The sequence below is a fragment of the Paracoccus shandongensis genome, assembly GCF_017315735.1.
In the GTDB taxonomy this organism is placed as follows: Bacteria; Pseudomonadota; Alphaproteobacteria; order Rhodobacterales; family Rhodobacteraceae; genus Paracoccus; species Paracoccus shandongensis.
The window spans coordinates 1-14,945 of sequence record NZ_JAFLRK010000013.1 but is presented as its reverse complement, the minus strand read 5'-3'; the positions used below and the strand labels follow the sequence as shown (position 1 = coordinate 14,945).

Below are 14,945 nucleotides of genomic sequence, written 5' to 3'. Positions count from 1 at the left end.
TTCGATCCCTTTCACGAAAATATTCTGGGGCGTGTCATTGCCGTTGGGACTGAAGCGCGCGCCCCAGGAAGGATTCCGACGAAGGAAGTCTGCTGCCTCGGATATGTTTTCAAACGAGACTGCATCCTCAGGTTTGTTGGAATTAGGGGTGCAGCGATAACCGGTCACCTTGCCATGTTTGTCCGGCCTGACGCGTGGACCGCCAGAGTATCTGTGAATGTGCCAGACTTCATCCTGTTTGGTTCTGACTGTAATCTGCACCATCACGAAATCCCCAGCATCCGGCGGTTCGCGGCCTCATCCGTGCCGCCGTCCGCGAAGTCGTCGAAGGCCTTTTCCGTCACGCGGATGATGTGGCTGCGGACGAATTCGGCCCCCTCCCGCGCGCCGTCCTCGGGGTGCTTGAGGCAGCATTCCCATTCGACCACGGCCCAGCCGTCGAAATCGTTGGCCGCCATCTTGGAAAAGACCGCGCCGAAATCGACCTGACCGTCACCCAGCGACCGGAACCGCCCTGCCCGGTCCACCCAAGGCTGGAAGCCGCCATAGACGCCCTTGCGCCCGGTCGGGTTGAATTCCGCATCCTTGACGTGGAACATGCGGATGCGGTCCTTGTAGATGTCCATATTGTCCAGGTAATCAAGGCATTGCAGGACATAGTGCGAGGGATCGTACAGCATGTTGGCCCGCGCGTGGCCCCCCACGCGGTCCAGGAACATCTCGAAGCTGTCGCCGTCGTGCAGATCCTCGCCCGGGTGGATCTCGAAGCAGATGTCCACGCCGCAATCCTCGGCATGGTCCAGGATCGGGCGCCAGCGGCGGGCGAGTTCGTCGAAGGCCGTCTCCACCAGCCCCGCCGGGCGCTGCGGCCAGGGATAGACGAAGGGCCAGGCCAGCGCGCCCGAAAAGCTGGCCATGGCGGTCAGGCCCAGGTTGCGGCTGGCGGACAGGGCCTGTTTCACCTGATCCACGGCCCACTCCTGCCGCGCCTTGGGATTGCCGCGACAGTCCGGCACGGTGAAGCCGTCGAAAGCCTCGTCATAGGCCGGGTGGACGGCGACAAGCTGGCCTTGCAGATGGGTGGACAGTTCGGTGATCTGCACGCCGTTCGCGGCGGCGACGCCCGCGATGTTGTCGCAGTAATCCTTGCTTTCCGCCGCCTTGGCCAGGTCGAACAGCCGCCCGTCCCAGCTTGGCACCTGCACGCCGATGTAACCGCAATCGGCCGCCCATTTCGTGATGCCGTCCCAGGTATCAAAGGGCGCAGTATCCCCCGCGAACTGTGCCAGGAACAGCGCCGGTCCCTTGATGGTCTTCATGGCCGCTTCCCCCTACACATAGCGGTTGACCAGGTTTTCCAGGATTTCCTGCCGACCCGAGACCGGCTGCGGGTCCAGTCCCGCCGCCACCGCCCGGTCGGCGATGCCGTCCAGCGTCGCGCCGGGTTCCAGCATGGCCTGCGCCTCGGGGCGCTGCCATCCGGCGTAACGGTCGCGGCGGGCGGCCTCCAGCCGGTCGTCCTCCAGCATCCTCGCCGCAGCCTTCAGGCCCCGCGCGCAGACATCCATCGCGCCCGCATGGGCCATCACCAGATCCTCGGGGTCCAGCGACTGCCGCCGGATCTTGGCGTCGAAATTGGTGCCGCCGGTGGAAAAGCCGCCGCCGCGCAGGATCTCGTAATAGGCCAGCGTCACCTCGGGGACGTTGTTCGGGAACTGGTCGGTGTCCCAGCCGGATTGCTGGTCGTTGCGGTTCATGTCAATGGACCCGAAGATGCCGAGCGCGTTGGCAAGCGCGATCTCGTGTTCAAACGAATGGCCCGCCAGGATCGCGTGACCCTGCTCGATGTTGACCTTCACTTCCTTTTCAAGGCCGTAGCGCGACAGGAAGCCATAGACCGTCGCCACGTCGAAATCATACTGGTGCTTGGTGGGCTCCTGCGGCTTGGGTTCGATCAGGATGGTGCCCCCGAACCCGATCTTGTGCTTGTAATCGACCACCATCGACAGGAAGCGGCCCATCTGGTCCAGCTCGCGGCCCAGGTCGGTGTTGAGCAGCGTTTCATACCCCTCGCGCCCGCCCCACAGCACATAGTTCGCGCCGCCAAGCCGGTGCGTCACGTCCAGGCAGTCGCGCACGGTGGCGGCGGCATAGGCGAAGACGTCGGGATCGGGGTTCGTCGCCGCCCCCGCCATGTAGCGGCGGTTGGTGAACAGGTTGGCCGTGCCCCACAGCAGGCGCGGCCCGCCGTCCTGCATCTTCGCGGCCATCAGGTCGGCGATGCGGTTCAGGCGGTCGCGGCTTTCCGCCAGGCTGGCGCCTTCGGGCCGCACGTCATGGTCGTGGAAGCAGAAGAAGGGCGCGCCCAGGATGCGGAAGAAGTCGAAGGCGGCGTCCACGCGCGCCTCGGCCAAGTCCATCGTGTCGGCGGGAAACCAGGGGCGGTCAAAGGTCCGCCCGCCGAAGGGATCGCCGCCTTCCCAGCCGAAGCTGTGCCAATAGGCCACGGCAAAGCGCAGGTGATCCTCCAGCCGCTTGCCCATGACCACTTCATCGGGGTCGTAGTGGCGGAAGGCCGGGCCATCCGCATCGGGATCGAAGGACAAGGGGGCGATGGCGTCGAAATAGCCGGTCATGCAGACACTCCGGGAAGGTTTTCCTTGAAGAAGATGGCGGGGGTGATCACGGCGGGGGGCGGCTCCTCGCCGTCGGCGATGGCGCGCATCGCGTCCAGCGCGCGGGCGGCTTCCTCGGCCGGTTTCTGGTCGATGACGGCGTCGATCAGGTCGAGTTCCAGCGCGGCGCGGGAATGCGGCGTCAATTCGTGCAGGACAACAAAGGGGCGGGATTCGCCCAGGGTCTCCATCAGGGCGATCAGGCCGCGGTTGCCCGCGCCGATGGAATAGATCGCGGTGATCCCGTCATCGGCGCGCAGGGCGGCGGTCAGGGCGTCGCGCATCCGGTCGGGGTGGTCGTGGACCTCGGCCGGGGGCAGCAGGGTCAGGCGGGATGGTCCCAGGATCTCGGCCGCGCCGTCCAGGCGTTCGCGATGATCGCGCAGGGACAAGGAACCCAGGACCGGCTGGACCCGTCCCGCCCCCCGGCCATGGGCCAGCCGCAAGAGCCGCCCCGCCGTGCGTCCCGCCACGGTGTTGTCGATGCCGACATAGGCCCGCCGTGCCCCGGCGATGTCGGAAACCAGCGTGATCGCGGGGATCCCGCGTTCCGCCAGATCGGCCATGACCTGCGCCAGCCCTTCGGATTCCGCGCCCACCAGCGCCGCGCAGTCCCAATCGCCCGCAGCCCCCTGGCCGGGATCGCAGAGCGTGACGGACACCCGGTCCAAGGCCCGCGCCTCGGCCTGCGCCAGCAGGGCCTGGCCCAGGGCCGAGAAGAAGCCGTGGTCGCCCCCCGGCAGGAACACCGCAAAGCGATAGCTGCGGCGGCGCGACAGGTTCGCCGCGTGGATGTCGCGGCGATAACCCAGATCCTGGATGGCGCGCTGGACGCGCTGGATCGACTTCGCGGCCACCCCACCGCGTTCGTTCAGAACCCGGTCGGCCGTCGAATAGCTGACGCCAGCCGCCCGCGCCACATCGTGCAGCGTGGGGTTTCGCATTGGCGGATTATCCTCCCTCCGCCAGCATCCGGCGGAAAAAGAGATACGTCAATCATTTTCTGCGGGCCTAGCCCAGCCGGGCAAAGGCCGCCAGCACCACGCGTTCGGATTCGTCCAGGTACCCTGCCATCAGCGCCGCCGCCCGGGCCTGATCGCCCCCGGCCAGCAGGTCCAGGATCTGGCCGTTGCGGTCGATATAGGGTTCGTGCAGGCGTTCGGGGCTGTCCAGCAAGCCGAAGGCCAGGCGCAGTTCGGCGATGATCTGGGCGAAGAAGACCTGCAAGCGGGCGCTGTCGGTCAGGGCGACGATGGCCGCGTGGAATTCCATGTTGGCGCTGCCCACGCTGCGCCAGTCCTGCGCCTCGCGCGCGGCGCGGGCCTTTTCGACAGCGACGCGCATCAGGGCCACGGCCTCGTGCCGGGGCCAGGCATGGGCCAGGGCGGGCACCTCGATCAGGCGGCGGACGCGGTAGATGTCCACGATCGTCGCCATCGAGGGCACGGCCACGAAGACCCCCCGGTTCGGTTCGTGGCGCAAGAGGCCTTCGCGCGTCAGCAGCCGAAACACCTCGCGCAGGGTGTTGCGCGACACGCCCAGGTCGGCGGCCAGCCGCGTTTCCGACAGCCGCTGACCCGGCGGAAGGCTGCCGCCGATGATGTCGTTGCGCAAACGCGAGGCGGTTTCCTCGGCCAGGCCCGGCGGATCGGTGGTCATGTCATGTCCCTGTTTCCTTGCCGGAGCATGGACGCGACCCGGGACCGAGGCAAGGGATCGGGCGCGAATCGTCGTTCCGAAATGCCTTCTGATCGGACAGAACAGGCCCTTTCTGCTCACCAGAACAGCAGATAAACCTGCAATAACTTTACCATTGTTCAACAATACCAATCATCCTGTCAAATAATCGTTGACAGGTTGTCACGCCGCCGTCACGCTTCAGCCATTCCAAGAACGACGCCCTCCCTTGCAGCAGGAGCATGACTGATGAGTGCAACAGCCGTTCCCTCGGCCGCCAATGCCACCCTGCGGGGCGGGTTCCTGGCGGCGATCTTCCTGATGGCGACCTCGGCCATCGGGCCGGGCTTCATCACCCAGACCGCGACCTTCACCGCCAAGCTGGGCGCGGCCTTCGCTTTTGCGATCCTGGCCTCGATCCTGATCGACTTCGTGGTGCAGCTGAACATCTGGCGCATCACCGCGCTGACCCGCCGGAACGCGTCGGAAACCGCCAATGCCGCGATCCCCGGCGCGGGCTATCTGCTGGCGGTGCTGGTGATGGTGGGCGGGCTGGCCTTCAACGTGGGCAACATCGCGGGCGCGGGCCTTGGCATGAACGCCATGTTCGGGCTTGACCCCAAGATCGGCGGCGCGATTTCCGCCCTGCTGGCCATCGGGGTGTTCCTGTCGAAACGCGCGGGGCTGCTGCTGGACCGATCCCTGATCGGCCTGGGCATCCTGATGATCGTGATGACGCTGATCGTCGCCGTCACCTCGAACCCGCCGGTGGGCGAGGCGCTGCGCCAGACCGTGTTCCCCGCCGTGATCGACTTTCCGACCATCACCACCATCGTCGGCGGCACGGTCGGCGGCTACATCACCTATTCCGGCGCGCACCGCCTGCTGGACAAGGGCCTGGTGGGCGAGGAGAACCTGGCCGCCGTCACCCGCGCATCCCTGACCGGCATCGCGGTGACGGGCGTGATGCGGTTTGTCCTGTTCCTGGCGATCCTGGGCGTGGTCGCCTCGGGCGTGACGCTGGATCTGTCCAGCCAGGCCGCGAACCCGGCGGGCCAGGCCTTTGCCCATGCCCTGGGCGACCTGGGGATGCGGATCTTCGGCGTGGTCTTGTGGGCGGCGGCCATCACCTCGGTCATCGGGGCGGCCTATACCTCGGTCAGCTTCCTGGTGGCCTTCATGCCCATGCCGGAACGCAGCCGCAACATCGCCACGGTCATCTTCATCGCCGTGTCGCTGGGGGTCTTCGTTTCCATCGGCACCGCACCCGCAGCCCTGCTGGTCTTCGTGGGCGGCTTCAACGGCTTGATCCTGCCCATCGGGTTGACGATCTTCACCTATGTCGGCTTTGCGCGACCGGACCTGATGGGCGGGCACCGCTATAACCGTCCGCTGCTGATCCTCAGCGCCATCGTCTGTGCCTTGACCTGGTACATGGGCTATCGCTCGATTGGCCCGATCTTCGCCTTCCTGGGCCTGTAAGGGGACACACATGCGCACCATCGACCTGAACAGCGACCTGGGCGAGGGCTATGGCGCCTGGACCATGGGCGACGACCCCGCCATGCTGGGCATCGTCAGTTCCGCCAACATCGCCTGCGGCTTTCACGCGGGCGATCCGCTGACCATCCGCGCCACGGTAGAGGGGGCTGCGGCGCGGGGCGTGGCGGTGGGGGCGCATGTGTCCTATCCCGACCGCGTGGGCTTCGGGCGGCGTCCCATGGACGTGACCTCGGCGGAACTGACCGCCGACGTGATCTATCAGATCGGCGCGCTTCAGGGCATCGCGCGGGCCGCCGGGACGCACGTCACCTATGTGAAGCCGCATGGCGCGCTGTATAACACCATCGCCAATGACGCGCGGCAGGCCGATGCGGTGATTGCGGCGATCAAGGAAATCGACCCCTCGCTGGTGCTGATGGGCCTGGCGGGGACGCAGATCCTGTCCCGCGCCGCCGATGCGGGGCTTGCCACCGTGGCCGAGGCCTTTGGCGACCGCGCCTATACGCCCGGGGGCCAGCTTGTGTCCCGCCGCGAAAAGGGTGCCGTGCTGCATGACGCCAATGCCGTGGCTGCCCGGATGCTGCGCCTTGCGACCGAGGGCGTGATCGAGGCCATCGACGGCACCCCCCTGCGGCTGGAGGCCCAGAGCATCTGCGTGCATGGCGACAGCGCGGGCGCGGTGGACATGGCCCGCTGCATCCGCGAGGAACTGGTCGCGGGCGGCGTCACCGTCGCCCCCTTTGCAAAGGTGTCCTGATGCGTCCCGATCCCGCAAGCGCCGCCGCCGCCCGCCTGGCCTGCCGCACGACTGTCGCCCCCACCGCCGGCATGGCGCCAGGCTTTACCCAATGCAACATGATCTCCCTGCCCCGCGATTGGGCGTGGGATTTCCTGCTTTACGCGCAGCGCAACCCCAAGCCCTGCCCGGTGCTGGACGTGACCGACCCCGGCAGCCACCGCACGGCGCTGGCGCCGGACGCGGACCTGCGCACCGACATTCCCCTGTATCGCATCTGGCGCGACGGGGTGCTGGCGGATGAGGTGGCGGACGCGACCGAGGCCTGGGCCGAGCATCCCGACCTGGTGACCTTCCTGATCGGCTGTTCCTTCACCTTCGAGACGCCCTTGCAGGCGGCGGGGATCGAGGTGCGCCACATCGCCCAGGGCTGCAACGTGCCGATGTATCTGACGAACCGCGCCTGCCGTCCGGCGGGACGCCTGCACGGACAGATGGTCGTGTCGATGCGCCCCATCCCGGCGGACCGCGTGGCCGAGGCCGCGATGATTTCGGGCCGCTTTCCGGCGGTCCACGGTGCGCCGGTCCATGTGGGCGAACCGCGCTCCTTGGGCATCGGCGACCTGTCCCGCCCCGATTTCGGCGACCCGGTCACGATCCGCGAAGGCGAGGTGCCGGTCTTCTGGGCCTGCGGGGTGACGCCGCAGGCGGCGGTGATGGCCTCGAAACCGCCCTTCGCCATCACCCATGCGCCGGGGCACATGTTCATCACCGACATTCCCGACAGCAACTGGCAGGTCTGACGATGCGCTTCCTTCCCGTCGGGCCGCGCACGCTGCTGGTGGAACTGGCCGATCTGGACGAAACGCTGGCGCTGTTCGACGCGCTGCTGGACAGCCCCGTCGAGGGCGTGGCGGAAATCATCCCCGCGGCCCGCACGCTGATGGTCCGCGTGGCCCCCGGCTTTGTCGCCGACGGCGCATTGGCGGCGCAGATCCTGTCCCGCCAACCCGCGTCCGGCACGCTGCGCGAGGCAGGCCCGGTGGAAACCGTCGAGATCCCCGTGACCTATGACGGCGCCGATCTGCACGATGTGGCGGCCCACATGGACCTGACCGTGGCCGAGGTCATCGCCGCCCATCAGGCCGCCACCTGGGCCGTGGCCTTCTGCGGCTTCGCGCCCGGCTTCGCCTACATGACCGGCGACGACCCGCGCTTCGATCTGCCGCGCCGCCCTGCCCCCCGCACGCGGATCCCGGCGGGATCGGTGGCGCTGGCCGCGCGCTTCTGCGGCATCTATCCGCAGGACACGCCCGGCGGCTGGCAGTTGATCGGCACGACCCGGGTGCCGATGTGGGATCTGTCCCGCGACCCGCCCGCCCTGCTGCGCCCCGGCGTGCGGGCGCGGTTCGTCGAGGGGGTGGCCGAGGTCCATCCCGTCGCCGCGATCCCGGAACCGCAGGGCCAGCCTGCGCTGACAGTGATCCAGACCGCCTTTCCGCTGGTCTTCCAGGACGAAGGCCGTCCGGGTCAGGGCGGGCAAGGCGTCTCGACCTCGGGCGCGCTGGACATGGGCGCGATGCGCCGGGCAAACCGCGCGGTCGGCAATCCCTCCGATGCGCCGGTCCTGGAAATCACCCTTGGCCCCGTGCGGCTGCGGGCGGACCGGGCGGTAACGCTGGCCCTGACCGGCGCGGCGCAGGCCACGGTCGCGGGTCAGCCCGTGCCGCCGACCTTCGCGCTGGATGCGGGCGACGAGGTTCTGATCCCGCCCCCCGCTGCCGGAATGCGCAGCTATCTGGCGCTGCGTGGCGGCTTCGACGTGGCCCCGGTGCTGGGGTCCGCCGCAACCGACACGCTGGCCTTTGTCGGGCCTGACCCGCTGACCGCTGGAGCGCGCCTTTACGCCGCGAACAACCCCGCCACGGCCATCGCCACGCCCGAGGATCAGCCCGCGCTGCCGAAACCGGGCGACACCGTCGAACTGCCCGTGACGCTCGGCCCCCGCGCCGACTGGTTCTCGGACCAGATGATCGCGCACTTCCTGTCCCAGGACTGGCTGGTCACGCCGCAATCGTCCCGCGTGGGTATCCGGCTGGAGGGCGACCCCCTGACACGCGACGACGCCCGCGAACTGCCCTCCGAAGGCACCGAAACCGGCGCCATCCAGATCCCCCATTCCGGCCAGCCGGTGCTGTTTCTGGCAGACCACCCGCTGACCGGCGGCTATCCGGTGATCGCGACCCTGCTGCCGTCCGCGCTGGATCTGGCGGGCCAGATCCCCCCCGGCGCGCGCATCCGATTTACCGCCGCCGCTCCCTTCCAGGACATCGAGGCAACGCCATGACCCTTTTCGCCACCGGCCCGACCCTGCCGCTGGGCCGCCTGCTGATCGCCAACCGGGGCGAGATCGCCGTCCGCGTCATCCGCGCCTGCCGCGACGAAGGCATTGAAACAGTGGCCGTCTATGCCGATGCCGACCGCGACGCGCCTTTCGTCCGCATGGCCGACCACGCCTTTGCGCTTGGCGGCGACAGCCCCGCCGACACCTATCTCAACACCGAAAAGATCATCGCCATCGCCCGGCGCGCAGGGGCGGACGCGATCCATCCCGGCTATGGCTTCCTGTCAGAAAACGCCGGTTTCGCGCAGGCCGTGCAGGACGCGGGCCTGATCTGGATCGGCCCCGACCCCGCCGTCATCACCGCCCTGGGCGACAAGATCGAGGCCCGCCGCATCGCCGAGGCCGTGGGCGCACCCCTGGTCGCAGGCACCCCCGGCCCGGTGGAAACCCCCGCCGACGCCCTGGCCTTCGCCAAGGCGCATGGCCTGCCCATCGCCATCAAGGCGGCCTTCGGCGGCGGCGGGCGCGGCATGAAGGTCGCCTGGCGGCTGGAGGAGGTGGAGGAACTGTTCGCCTCGGCCACGCGAGAGGCCCTGACCGCCTTCGGCCGCAGCGAATGCTTCATCGAACAGTTCCTGGACCGCCCCCGCCATGTCGAGGCGCAGGTGCTGGCCGACAAGCACGGCACCGTCAAGGTGATCGGCACGCGGGACTGTTCCCTGCAACGCCGCAACCAGAAGCTGGTCGAGGAAGCGCCCGCGCCCTTCCTTTCCGACGACCAGCGCCAGCGCATCCACGACAGCGCGCGGGCGATCTGCGCCCATGCGGGCTATAGCGGCGCGGGGACGGTGGAATACCTGCTGTCCGCGAACGGCACGATTTCCTTCCTGGAGGTGAACACGCGCCTTCAGGTCGAACATCCCGTGACCGAGGAAACCACCGGCATCGACCTGGTGCGCGGCATGATCGCGGTGGCGCGCGGCGCGCGCCTGGTGGACGACAGCGTGCCCGAACCGCGCGGCCATTCCATCGAGTTCCGCATCAATGCCGAGGATGTGGCGCGCGGCTTCCTGCCCACGCCCGGCCCCATCCACACCTTCGACGCGCCGTCAGGCCCCGGCATCCGCCTGGACAGCGGCGTGGTGGCCGGATCCGTGATCCCCGGCAGCTTCGATTCGATGATGGCCAAGCTGATCGTGACCGGCGCCACCCGCGACGAGGCCTTGGCCCGCGCCCGCCGCGCCCTGTCCGAGTTCCGCATCGAGGGCGTGGCGACCGTCCTGCCCTTCGACCGCGCCGTGCTGGACGCACCGGATTTCTGCGCCGAAAACGGCGATTTCCGCGTCCACACCCGCTGGATCGAAACCGACTTCGCCGAAACCCTGGCCGCAGCCGTGCCCCCCCACGCCCGCGTGACGCCCGCCGCCACGCCGCCCCTGCTGCGCATGGCGATCGAGATCGACGGCAAGCGCCACGAACTGGGCCTGCCCGCAGGCATCATGGCCGCAGCCCCCGGTGCGCCCGCCCCTGAGGCCATGGCGGAGACCGACGAGGCCACCGTCACCGCCCCCGTTCCCGGCACCCTCACCGCCTGGCAGGCGGAGGACGGCGCGCTGGTCGAGGCAGGCCAGGTCATCGCCGTGGTCGAGGCCATGAAGATGGAAACCCGGGTCGAGGCGCATCGGGCAGGCCGCCTGAAGCACCTGCGGGACGCAGGCGCGACGGTGGCCTTTGGCGATGCCTTCGCGCGGATCCTGCCCGACTAGGGCGCGGCCCGCCCTTCCGCGCAGGGCCGCGACAATCGAAACGGGCCGGGACCGCAGATTCTGTCCAGGTTGTGGCTCGCCGGTCTTTACAAGTGGGCGGGTTCCTGCTGAACAACGGGACGGCTTCTTCCGTCCGGCCCCCGGGCGTGAGAAACGGACCCCAATAAAGCGGCGCGGCCCGAATCGCGATCCGCCACAGCGCAGGAGCAGAGTTTCGACGTGTCCGATCGACCCGCCCGGGCCCGGCATGGCTCCATGCCGGCGAAGCTGGCCTCTTTCCAGGTGCGCGGCCGCTTCCTGACCGTGCTGGCGCTGCGCATCGACACCGACAGCCCGGATGATCCCTTCTACGCGCAACTGGACGAACAGTTGCACAAGACCCCGCAGTTCTTTTCCGGCGCGCCGGTGGTGCTGGACCTGCTGAATGTCCCGGGCCTCAGCGACGATCCCGACCGCCTGCGCCACCTGGTCGAGAACCTGCGCGGGCGCGACCTGCGCGTCTTCGGGGTGCAGAACGCCGCGGGCCTTGACGCGGCGGCGCTGCAGGCCCTGGGCCTGGTGCCCGTCAGCACGGGCCGCGACGCCCCCCTGCCGCGAGAGGCCGCGCCCGCCCCCGCCCCTGTCGCCGCCGCCCCCGTTCCGCCCGAGAACAAGGTCATCCACGCGCCCGTCCGGTCGGGCCAGCGGATCGTGGCCGAACATGGCGACCTGACGGTGATCGGCTCGGTCGCCTCGGGGGCGGAACTGGTCGCGGCGGGCAACATCCACGTCTATGGCCCCCTGCGGGGCCGCGCCATCGCGGGCTGCCACGGCGACGAGCGCGCGCATATCTTCTGCCAAAGCCTCAGCGCCGAACTGGTCGCCATCGCGGGCCTTTACCAGACCAGCGAGATGCTGGAAGACGCCGCCCGCAACCGCCCCACCCACATATACCTTGAGGACGAGAAACTTCGCATGGAGGTGATCGCATGACAACGGAAGCCAAGAAGGACTCGCCCCTTGGGCGGGTGATCGTGATCACATCCGGCAAGGGGGGCGTCGGCAAGACGACCTCGGCCGCCGCCATCTCGGCCGGGCTTGCCAAGCAGGGCTTCAAGACGGTGGTGATCGACTTCGACGTGGGCTTGCGCAACCTGGACATGATCATGGGCTGCGAGCGCCGGGTGGTCTTCGACTTCATCAACGTCATCCAGGGCGACGCCAAGCTCAAGCAGGCGCTGATCAAGGACAAGCGGCTGGACACGCTGTCGATCCTGCCCACCTCGCAGACCCGCGACAAGGACGCCCTGACCAAGGAGGGCGTCGAGCAGATCCTGAAGGAACTGAAAGCCGAGTTCGACTATATCGTCTGCGACAGCCCCGCGGGGATCGAGCGCGGCGCCCAGATGGCGATGTATTTCGCCGACGAGGCCGTGGTCGTCACCAACCCCGAGGTGTCGTCGGTGCGCGACAGCGACCGCGTGCTTGGCCTGCTGAGCAGCCAGACCCGCCGCGCCGAAACCGAGGGCGCCGAGCCGATCAAGGCCCAGGTCCTGCTGACGCGTTACGACCAGGAGCGCGTGGAAAAGGGCGAGATGATGACGGTCGAGGACGTGCTGGAGATCTTGGCCGTGCCCCTGCTGGGCGTCGTCCCGGAAAGCAAGGCGGTGCTGAAGGCATCGAACGTGGGCACGCCCGTGGTGCTGGACGAACCCTCGGCCGCATCGCGCGCCTATGAGGACGCGGTGTCGCGCCTGACCGGCACCCAGGTCGAGATGCGCATCGTGGGCGAACGCCGCCCCGGCCTGTTCCAGCGGCTGTTCGGGCGCGCGTCATGAGCCTGTTCGACCTTCTCCGCAAGCCGCGCCCGAAGACCGCGCAGACGGCCAAGGACCGGCTGCAGATCCTTCTGGCGCATGAACGCAGCAGCACCGGCAGCGCCGAGGCGGATTACCTGCCCATGCTGCAACGCGACATCATCGCGGCGATCCGCAAGCACGTCCCCATCGGCGAACAGGATGTCGAGGTCCGCATGGAACGCGGCGACCAGATGTCCAGCCTGGAGATCAACATCGACCTGCCCGGCGCGGTCCCGTCGAAGGCGGGCTGAGGGCAGGGGCGAACAGGCGGGATCAGGAAACGCATCGCGTTTCCCCCGCCCTTTGCGCGGCGGTGCCATCAGAGACGGTGCGGCCCCGCGACCACGGAAGGCCGGCGCCCGATCCGAGGGGGGGGCGTGTAAGCGCCCGCCTGGGGCGGGGCGGGCGCTGGCCGGGCCTTTAGGGCCCGGCGGTTCCAGATGGATAAGGCATCGTGTGGCGAAGGCGATGGCCTTCGCCAGATCGAATGCGGCGAGAGGCTGCGCCCCTGCAGCCCGATCATTCGCTGCTGTCGTCGAACCCCTCGTCGCCGCCGTCGTCCTGACCGGCGTCTTCCTCGGGCATGAACTCCTGGGCCGCTTCGGCCGGGCCCGCGAACATGCCTCCGATGGCATTGCCCAGCAGCACGCCGCCCGCGACCCCCATGGCGGTCTGCGCGGCACCGGCCATGAAGCCGCCGCCGGACGGGCGCCCGCTGGTCCAGGGGCTGCCGCCCTGCGGCGCATGGCCATAGCCTTGGGGGGCATGGCCGTAACCCTGCGCCGGGCGCGCGGCCATGGGCCGCGCCCCTTGCTGCTGCCCGCCGCCGAACAGACGCCCGAACAGCCCGCCGCCGCCCTGGGGCTGGCTTTGCAACTGCTCGATCTGCTGCTGCGCGGCATCCAGCGCCTGTTCCTGGACGATCACCGTCTGCGCCAGGTAATAGGCCGCGCCGGGATTGCGCGCGATCAGGTCGGCGATCAGCGCCTCGGCGTCCGGGTCGCGGTAAGGCTGGGCGCGGCTGGCGTCGGATAGCTTGTTGAACAACCCCTCGATGGCTTGCCTGTCGTTGTGCTCCATGACGGTTTCTCCTTTTTTGCCTTGCGTCATTCGTCCTGCTGGCCGGTCAGGCTCAGCAGCAACTGGAAGATGTTGATGAAGTTCAGATAGAGCGACAGCGCGCCCATCACCGCCAGCTTCTGCTGCGTTTCCGCGTCGTGGTGTTCGCTGTAGGCCACCTTGATCGACTGCGTGTCCCAGGCGGTCAGGCCCACGAAAACCAGGATGCCGATGATCGAGATGGCGAATTGCAGCGCCGAGGATCCCAGGAAGATGTTGATGATGCTGGCGATGATCACGCCGATCAGGCCCATGATCAGGAAGCTGCCAAACTTCGACAGGTCGCGCTGCGTGGTGTAGCCGTAAAGGCTCATCCCCGCGAACATGGCCGCCGCGCCGAAGAAGGCCCGCGCGATGGACGCCCCGGTGAAGACCAGGAAGATTGAGGCCAAGGACAACCCCATCACCGCGCAGAAGGCCCAGAACAGCGCCTGCGCGGTCGCGCCCGACACCGTCTCGATGCGGAAGGACAAAAACATCACGAAGGCCAGGGGCGCCAGCATGACGACCCATTTCAGGGGCGTGCTGAAGATCGGCACATAGATCGCCGGGACCGAGGCGACCAGCACCGCGACAAGGCCCGTCACGGCAAGGCCCAGTCCCATGTAGTTGTAGATGCGCAGCATATGGGCGCGCAGCCCCTGGTCCAGGGCGGCGGCGGGGGCAAATCCGGCGCTGCGTCCGGTCTGGCGGATGGGTTGCATGGCAAGCTCCGATGGTTGGATCAGTAAAGCGTGTCCGACAGATGCCGCGAGGCATCCAGGATGGCGTCCGCCTTGTCGGCCCCGGCGATCAGCACATGGGCCGTTTCGCCGATCTGGAACCAGGCGATGCCCTGGCCGAGGGTCTGATGCAGGTGCGGCAGGGTCACGTCGAAGCTGCCGGTGCGCACCGCGAAATGGCTGACCTGGCCCAGGCCGGGGGCGTCGAACAGGATCTCGATCCCCGGCCCCTGGGGCGAGGGGAAGACCTGCGCGTCGCGCACCCTCCAGGCCGGATCGAACCGGGGCAGCACGATGCCGGTGGCCGCGCGCATCTCGGCCGGGTCCAGCCGGGCGATGCCGGGCTGCGAGGCCATGGACAGGCGCAGAAGGCTGACCTCGTGCGCGGACAGCGCCGCCGTGACCAGGGCGGGCGCGGGGGCCGAGGCCTGGCCTTCGCTGACCACCAGCGGCCCAAGCCCCGCATGGGCCAGCCAGCCCGCCCCCACCAGCATCGCCGCAGGCACCAGGCGCAGCATCCGGCGCAGCCTGGCGTCGCGCCGCCGCGCCACCGCCAGCCGCCGCG

General features: G+C 68.6%; 15 protein-coding genes. 8 read left to right on the top strand and 7 right to left on the bottom strand.

Features of this window, described 5'->3' with window-relative positions:
* Nucleotides 1-263 precede the first annotated feature (263 nt).
* The 4 genes from JX613_RS10245 to JX613_RS10230 all read right to left on the bottom strand — a co-directional run bounded on the left by JX613_RS10245 (nt 264) and on the right by JX613_RS10230 (nt 4,334).
* The gene (locus tag JX613_RS10245) at nt 264-1,319 is read right to left on the bottom strand and encodes a sugar phosphate isomerase/epimerase family protein (RefSeq protein WP_207101364.1); all 1,056 of its coding nucleotides are present in this window, start codon (nt 1,317-1,319) and stop codon (nt 264-266) included.
* Nucleotides 1,320-1,331: 12 nt separating this feature from the next.
* Nucleotides 1,332-2,636, bottom strand: coding sequence for a xylose isomerase (gene xylA, locus JX613_RS10240; protein ID WP_207101363.1), 1,305 nt, complete (start codon nt 2,634-2,636; stop codon nt 1,332-1,334).
* Complete coding sequence (locus JX613_RS10235) at nt 2,633-3,619, bottom strand: LacI family DNA-binding transcriptional regulator (protein WP_207101362.1); 987 nt, start codon at nt 3,617-3,619, stop codon at nt 2,633-2,635. The genes xylA and JX613_RS10235 overlap by 4 nt, the downstream gene beginning before the upstream one ends.
* A gap of 67 nt (nt 3,620-3,686) precedes the next feature.
* Nucleotides 3,687-4,334 (bottom strand): GntR family transcriptional regulator, encoded by a 648-nt coding sequence (locus JX613_RS10230; RefSeq protein WP_207101361.1) that lies wholly within the window; start codon nt 4,332-4,334, stop codon nt 3,687-3,689.
* 267 nt (nt 4,335-4,601) lie between these two features.
* Here JX613_RS10230 and JX613_RS10225 point away from each other — a divergent pair, with 267 nt between their 5' ends.
* The 8 genes from JX613_RS10225 to minE all read left to right on the top strand — a co-directional run bounded on the left by JX613_RS10225 (nt 4,602) and on the right by minE (nt 12,790).
* Nucleotides 4,602-5,834: an NRAMP family divalent metal transporter gene (locus tag JX613_RS10225; RefSeq protein WP_207101360.1), complete on the top strand. Its 1,233-nt coding sequence runs from the start codon at nt 4,602-4,604 to the stop codon at nt 5,832-5,834.
* A 10-nt stretch (nt 5,835-5,844) separates the two neighbouring features.
* Complete coding sequence (locus JX613_RS10220; RefSeq protein ID WP_207101359.1) at nt 5,845-6,612, top strand: LamB/YcsF family protein; 768 nt, start codon at nt 5,845-5,847, stop codon at nt 6,610-6,612.
* Complete coding sequence (locus JX613_RS10215; protein WP_207101358.1) at nt 6,612-7,394, top strand: putative hydro-lyase; 783 nt, start codon at nt 6,612-6,614, stop codon at nt 7,392-7,394. Before JX613_RS10220 ends, JX613_RS10215 begins: the two co-directional genes overlap by 1 nt.
* 2 nt (nt 7,395-7,396) lie before the next feature.
* On the top strand, nt 7,397-8,938 hold the full coding sequence (locus JX613_RS10210) for a 5-oxoprolinase subunit B/C family protein (protein WP_207101357.1): 1,542 nt from the start codon (nt 7,397-7,399) through the stop codon (nt 8,936-8,938).
* Nucleotides 8,935-10,701 (top strand): acetyl/propionyl/methylcrotonyl-CoA carboxylase subunit alpha, encoded by a 1,767-nt coding sequence (locus JX613_RS10205; RefSeq protein WP_237168493.1) that lies wholly within the window; start codon nt 8,935-8,937, stop codon nt 10,699-10,701. Before JX613_RS10210 ends, JX613_RS10205 begins: the two co-directional genes overlap by 4 nt.
* A 255-nt stretch (nt 10,702-10,956) precedes the next feature.
* Nucleotides 10,957-11,673: a septum site-determining protein MinC gene (gene minC / locus JX613_RS10200; RefSeq protein ID WP_207101356.1), complete on the top strand. Its 717-nt coding sequence runs from the start codon at nt 10,957-10,959 to the stop codon at nt 11,671-11,673.
* Nucleotides 11,670-12,518, top strand: a complete 849-nt coding sequence (minD, locus tag JX613_RS10195; RefSeq protein ID WP_207101355.1) for a septum site-determining protein MinD — start codon at nt 11,670-11,672, stop codon at nt 12,516-12,518. Before minC ends, minD begins: the two co-directional genes overlap by 4 nt.
* Nucleotides 12,515-12,790 carry a cell division topological specificity factor MinE gene (gene minE / locus JX613_RS10190; RefSeq protein WP_207101354.1) on the top strand — a complete coding sequence of 92 codons (276 nt, stop codon included), beginning with the start codon at nt 12,515-12,517 and terminating at the stop codon, nt 12,788-12,790. The genes minD and minE overlap by 4 nt, the downstream gene beginning before the upstream one ends.
* Nucleotides 12,791-13,058: 268 nt before the next feature.
* On the opposite strand, the gene JX613_RS10185 is transcribed toward minE, so the two are convergent.
* The 3 genes from JX613_RS10185 to JX613_RS10175 form a co-directional block, all read right to left on the bottom strand.
* The gene (locus JX613_RS10185; RefSeq protein WP_207101353.1) at nt 13,059-13,619 is read right to left on the bottom strand and encodes a DUF2076 domain-containing protein; all 561 of its coding nucleotides are present in this window, start codon (nt 13,617-13,619) and stop codon (nt 13,059-13,061) included.
* 26 nt (nt 13,620-13,645) lie between these two features.
* A complete protein-coding gene (locus JX613_RS10180) occupies nt 13,646-14,362 on the bottom strand; it encodes a Bax inhibitor-1/YccA family protein (protein ID WP_207101352.1) in 717 nt (238 codons plus the stop codon).
* A gap of 20 nt (nt 14,363-14,382) precedes the next feature.
* On the bottom strand, nt 14,383-14,945 hold a 563-nt coding region (locus JX613_RS10175; protein ID WP_207101351.1), incomplete at its 5' end, for an anti-sigma factor.

What these genes read in the sequence shown, in the direction of transcription:
- JX613_RS10180 (WP_207101352.1), bottom strand. Translation starts at nt 14,362, where the DNA reads ATGCAACCCATCCGCCAGACCGGACGCAGCGCCGGATTTGCCCCCGCC.
- JX613_RS10235 (WP_207101362.1), bottom strand. Translation starts at nt 3,619, where the DNA reads ATGCGAAACCCCACGCTGCACGATGTGGCGCGGGCGGCTGGCGTCAGC.
- JX613_RS10230 (WP_207101361.1), bottom strand. Translation starts at nt 4,334, where the DNA reads ATGACCACCGATCCGCCGGGCCTGGCCGAGGAAACCGCCTCGCGTTTG.
- JX613_RS10215 (WP_207101358.1), top strand. Translation starts at nt 6,612, where the DNA reads ATGCGTCCCGATCCCGCAAGCGCCGCCGCCGCCCGCCTGGCCTGCCGC.
- JX613_RS10210 (WP_207101357.1), top strand. Translation starts at nt 7,397, where the DNA reads ATGCGCTTCCTTCCCGTCGGGCCGCGCACGCTGCTGGTGGAACTGGCC.
- JX613_RS10220 (WP_207101359.1), top strand. Translation starts at nt 5,845, where the DNA reads ATGCGCACCATCGACCTGAACAGCGACCTGGGCGAGGGCTATGGCGCC.
- JX613_RS10185 (WP_207101353.1), bottom strand. Translation starts at nt 13,619, where the DNA reads ATGGAGCACAACGACAGGCAAGCCATCGAGGGGTTGTTCAACAAGCTA.
- xylA (WP_207101363.1), bottom strand. Translation starts at nt 2,636, where the DNA reads ATGACCGGCTATTTCGACGCCATCGCCCCCTTGTCCTTCGATCCCGAT.
- JX613_RS10245 (WP_207101364.1), bottom strand. Translation starts at nt 1,319, where the DNA reads ATGAAGACCATCAAGGGACCGGCGCTGTTCCTGGCACAGTTCGCGGGG.
- JX613_RS10205 (WP_237168493.1), top strand. Translation starts at nt 8,935, where the DNA reads ATGACCCTTTTCGCCACCGGCCCGACCCTGCCGCTGGGCCGCCTGCTG.
- minE (WP_207101354.1), top strand. Translation starts at nt 12,515, where the DNA reads ATGAGCCTGTTCGACCTTCTCCGCAAGCCGCGCCCGAAGACCGCGCAG.
- JX613_RS10225 (WP_207101360.1), top strand. Translation starts at nt 4,602, where the DNA reads ATGAGTGCAACAGCCGTTCCCTCGGCCGCCAATGCCACCCTGCGGGGC.
- minC (WP_207101356.1), top strand. Translation starts at nt 10,957, where the DNA reads ATGCCGGCGAAGCTGGCCTCTTTCCAGGTGCGCGGCCGCTTCCTGACC.
- minD (WP_207101355.1), top strand. Translation starts at nt 11,670, where the DNA reads ATGACAACGGAAGCCAAGAAGGACTCGCCCCTTGGGCGGGTGATCGTG.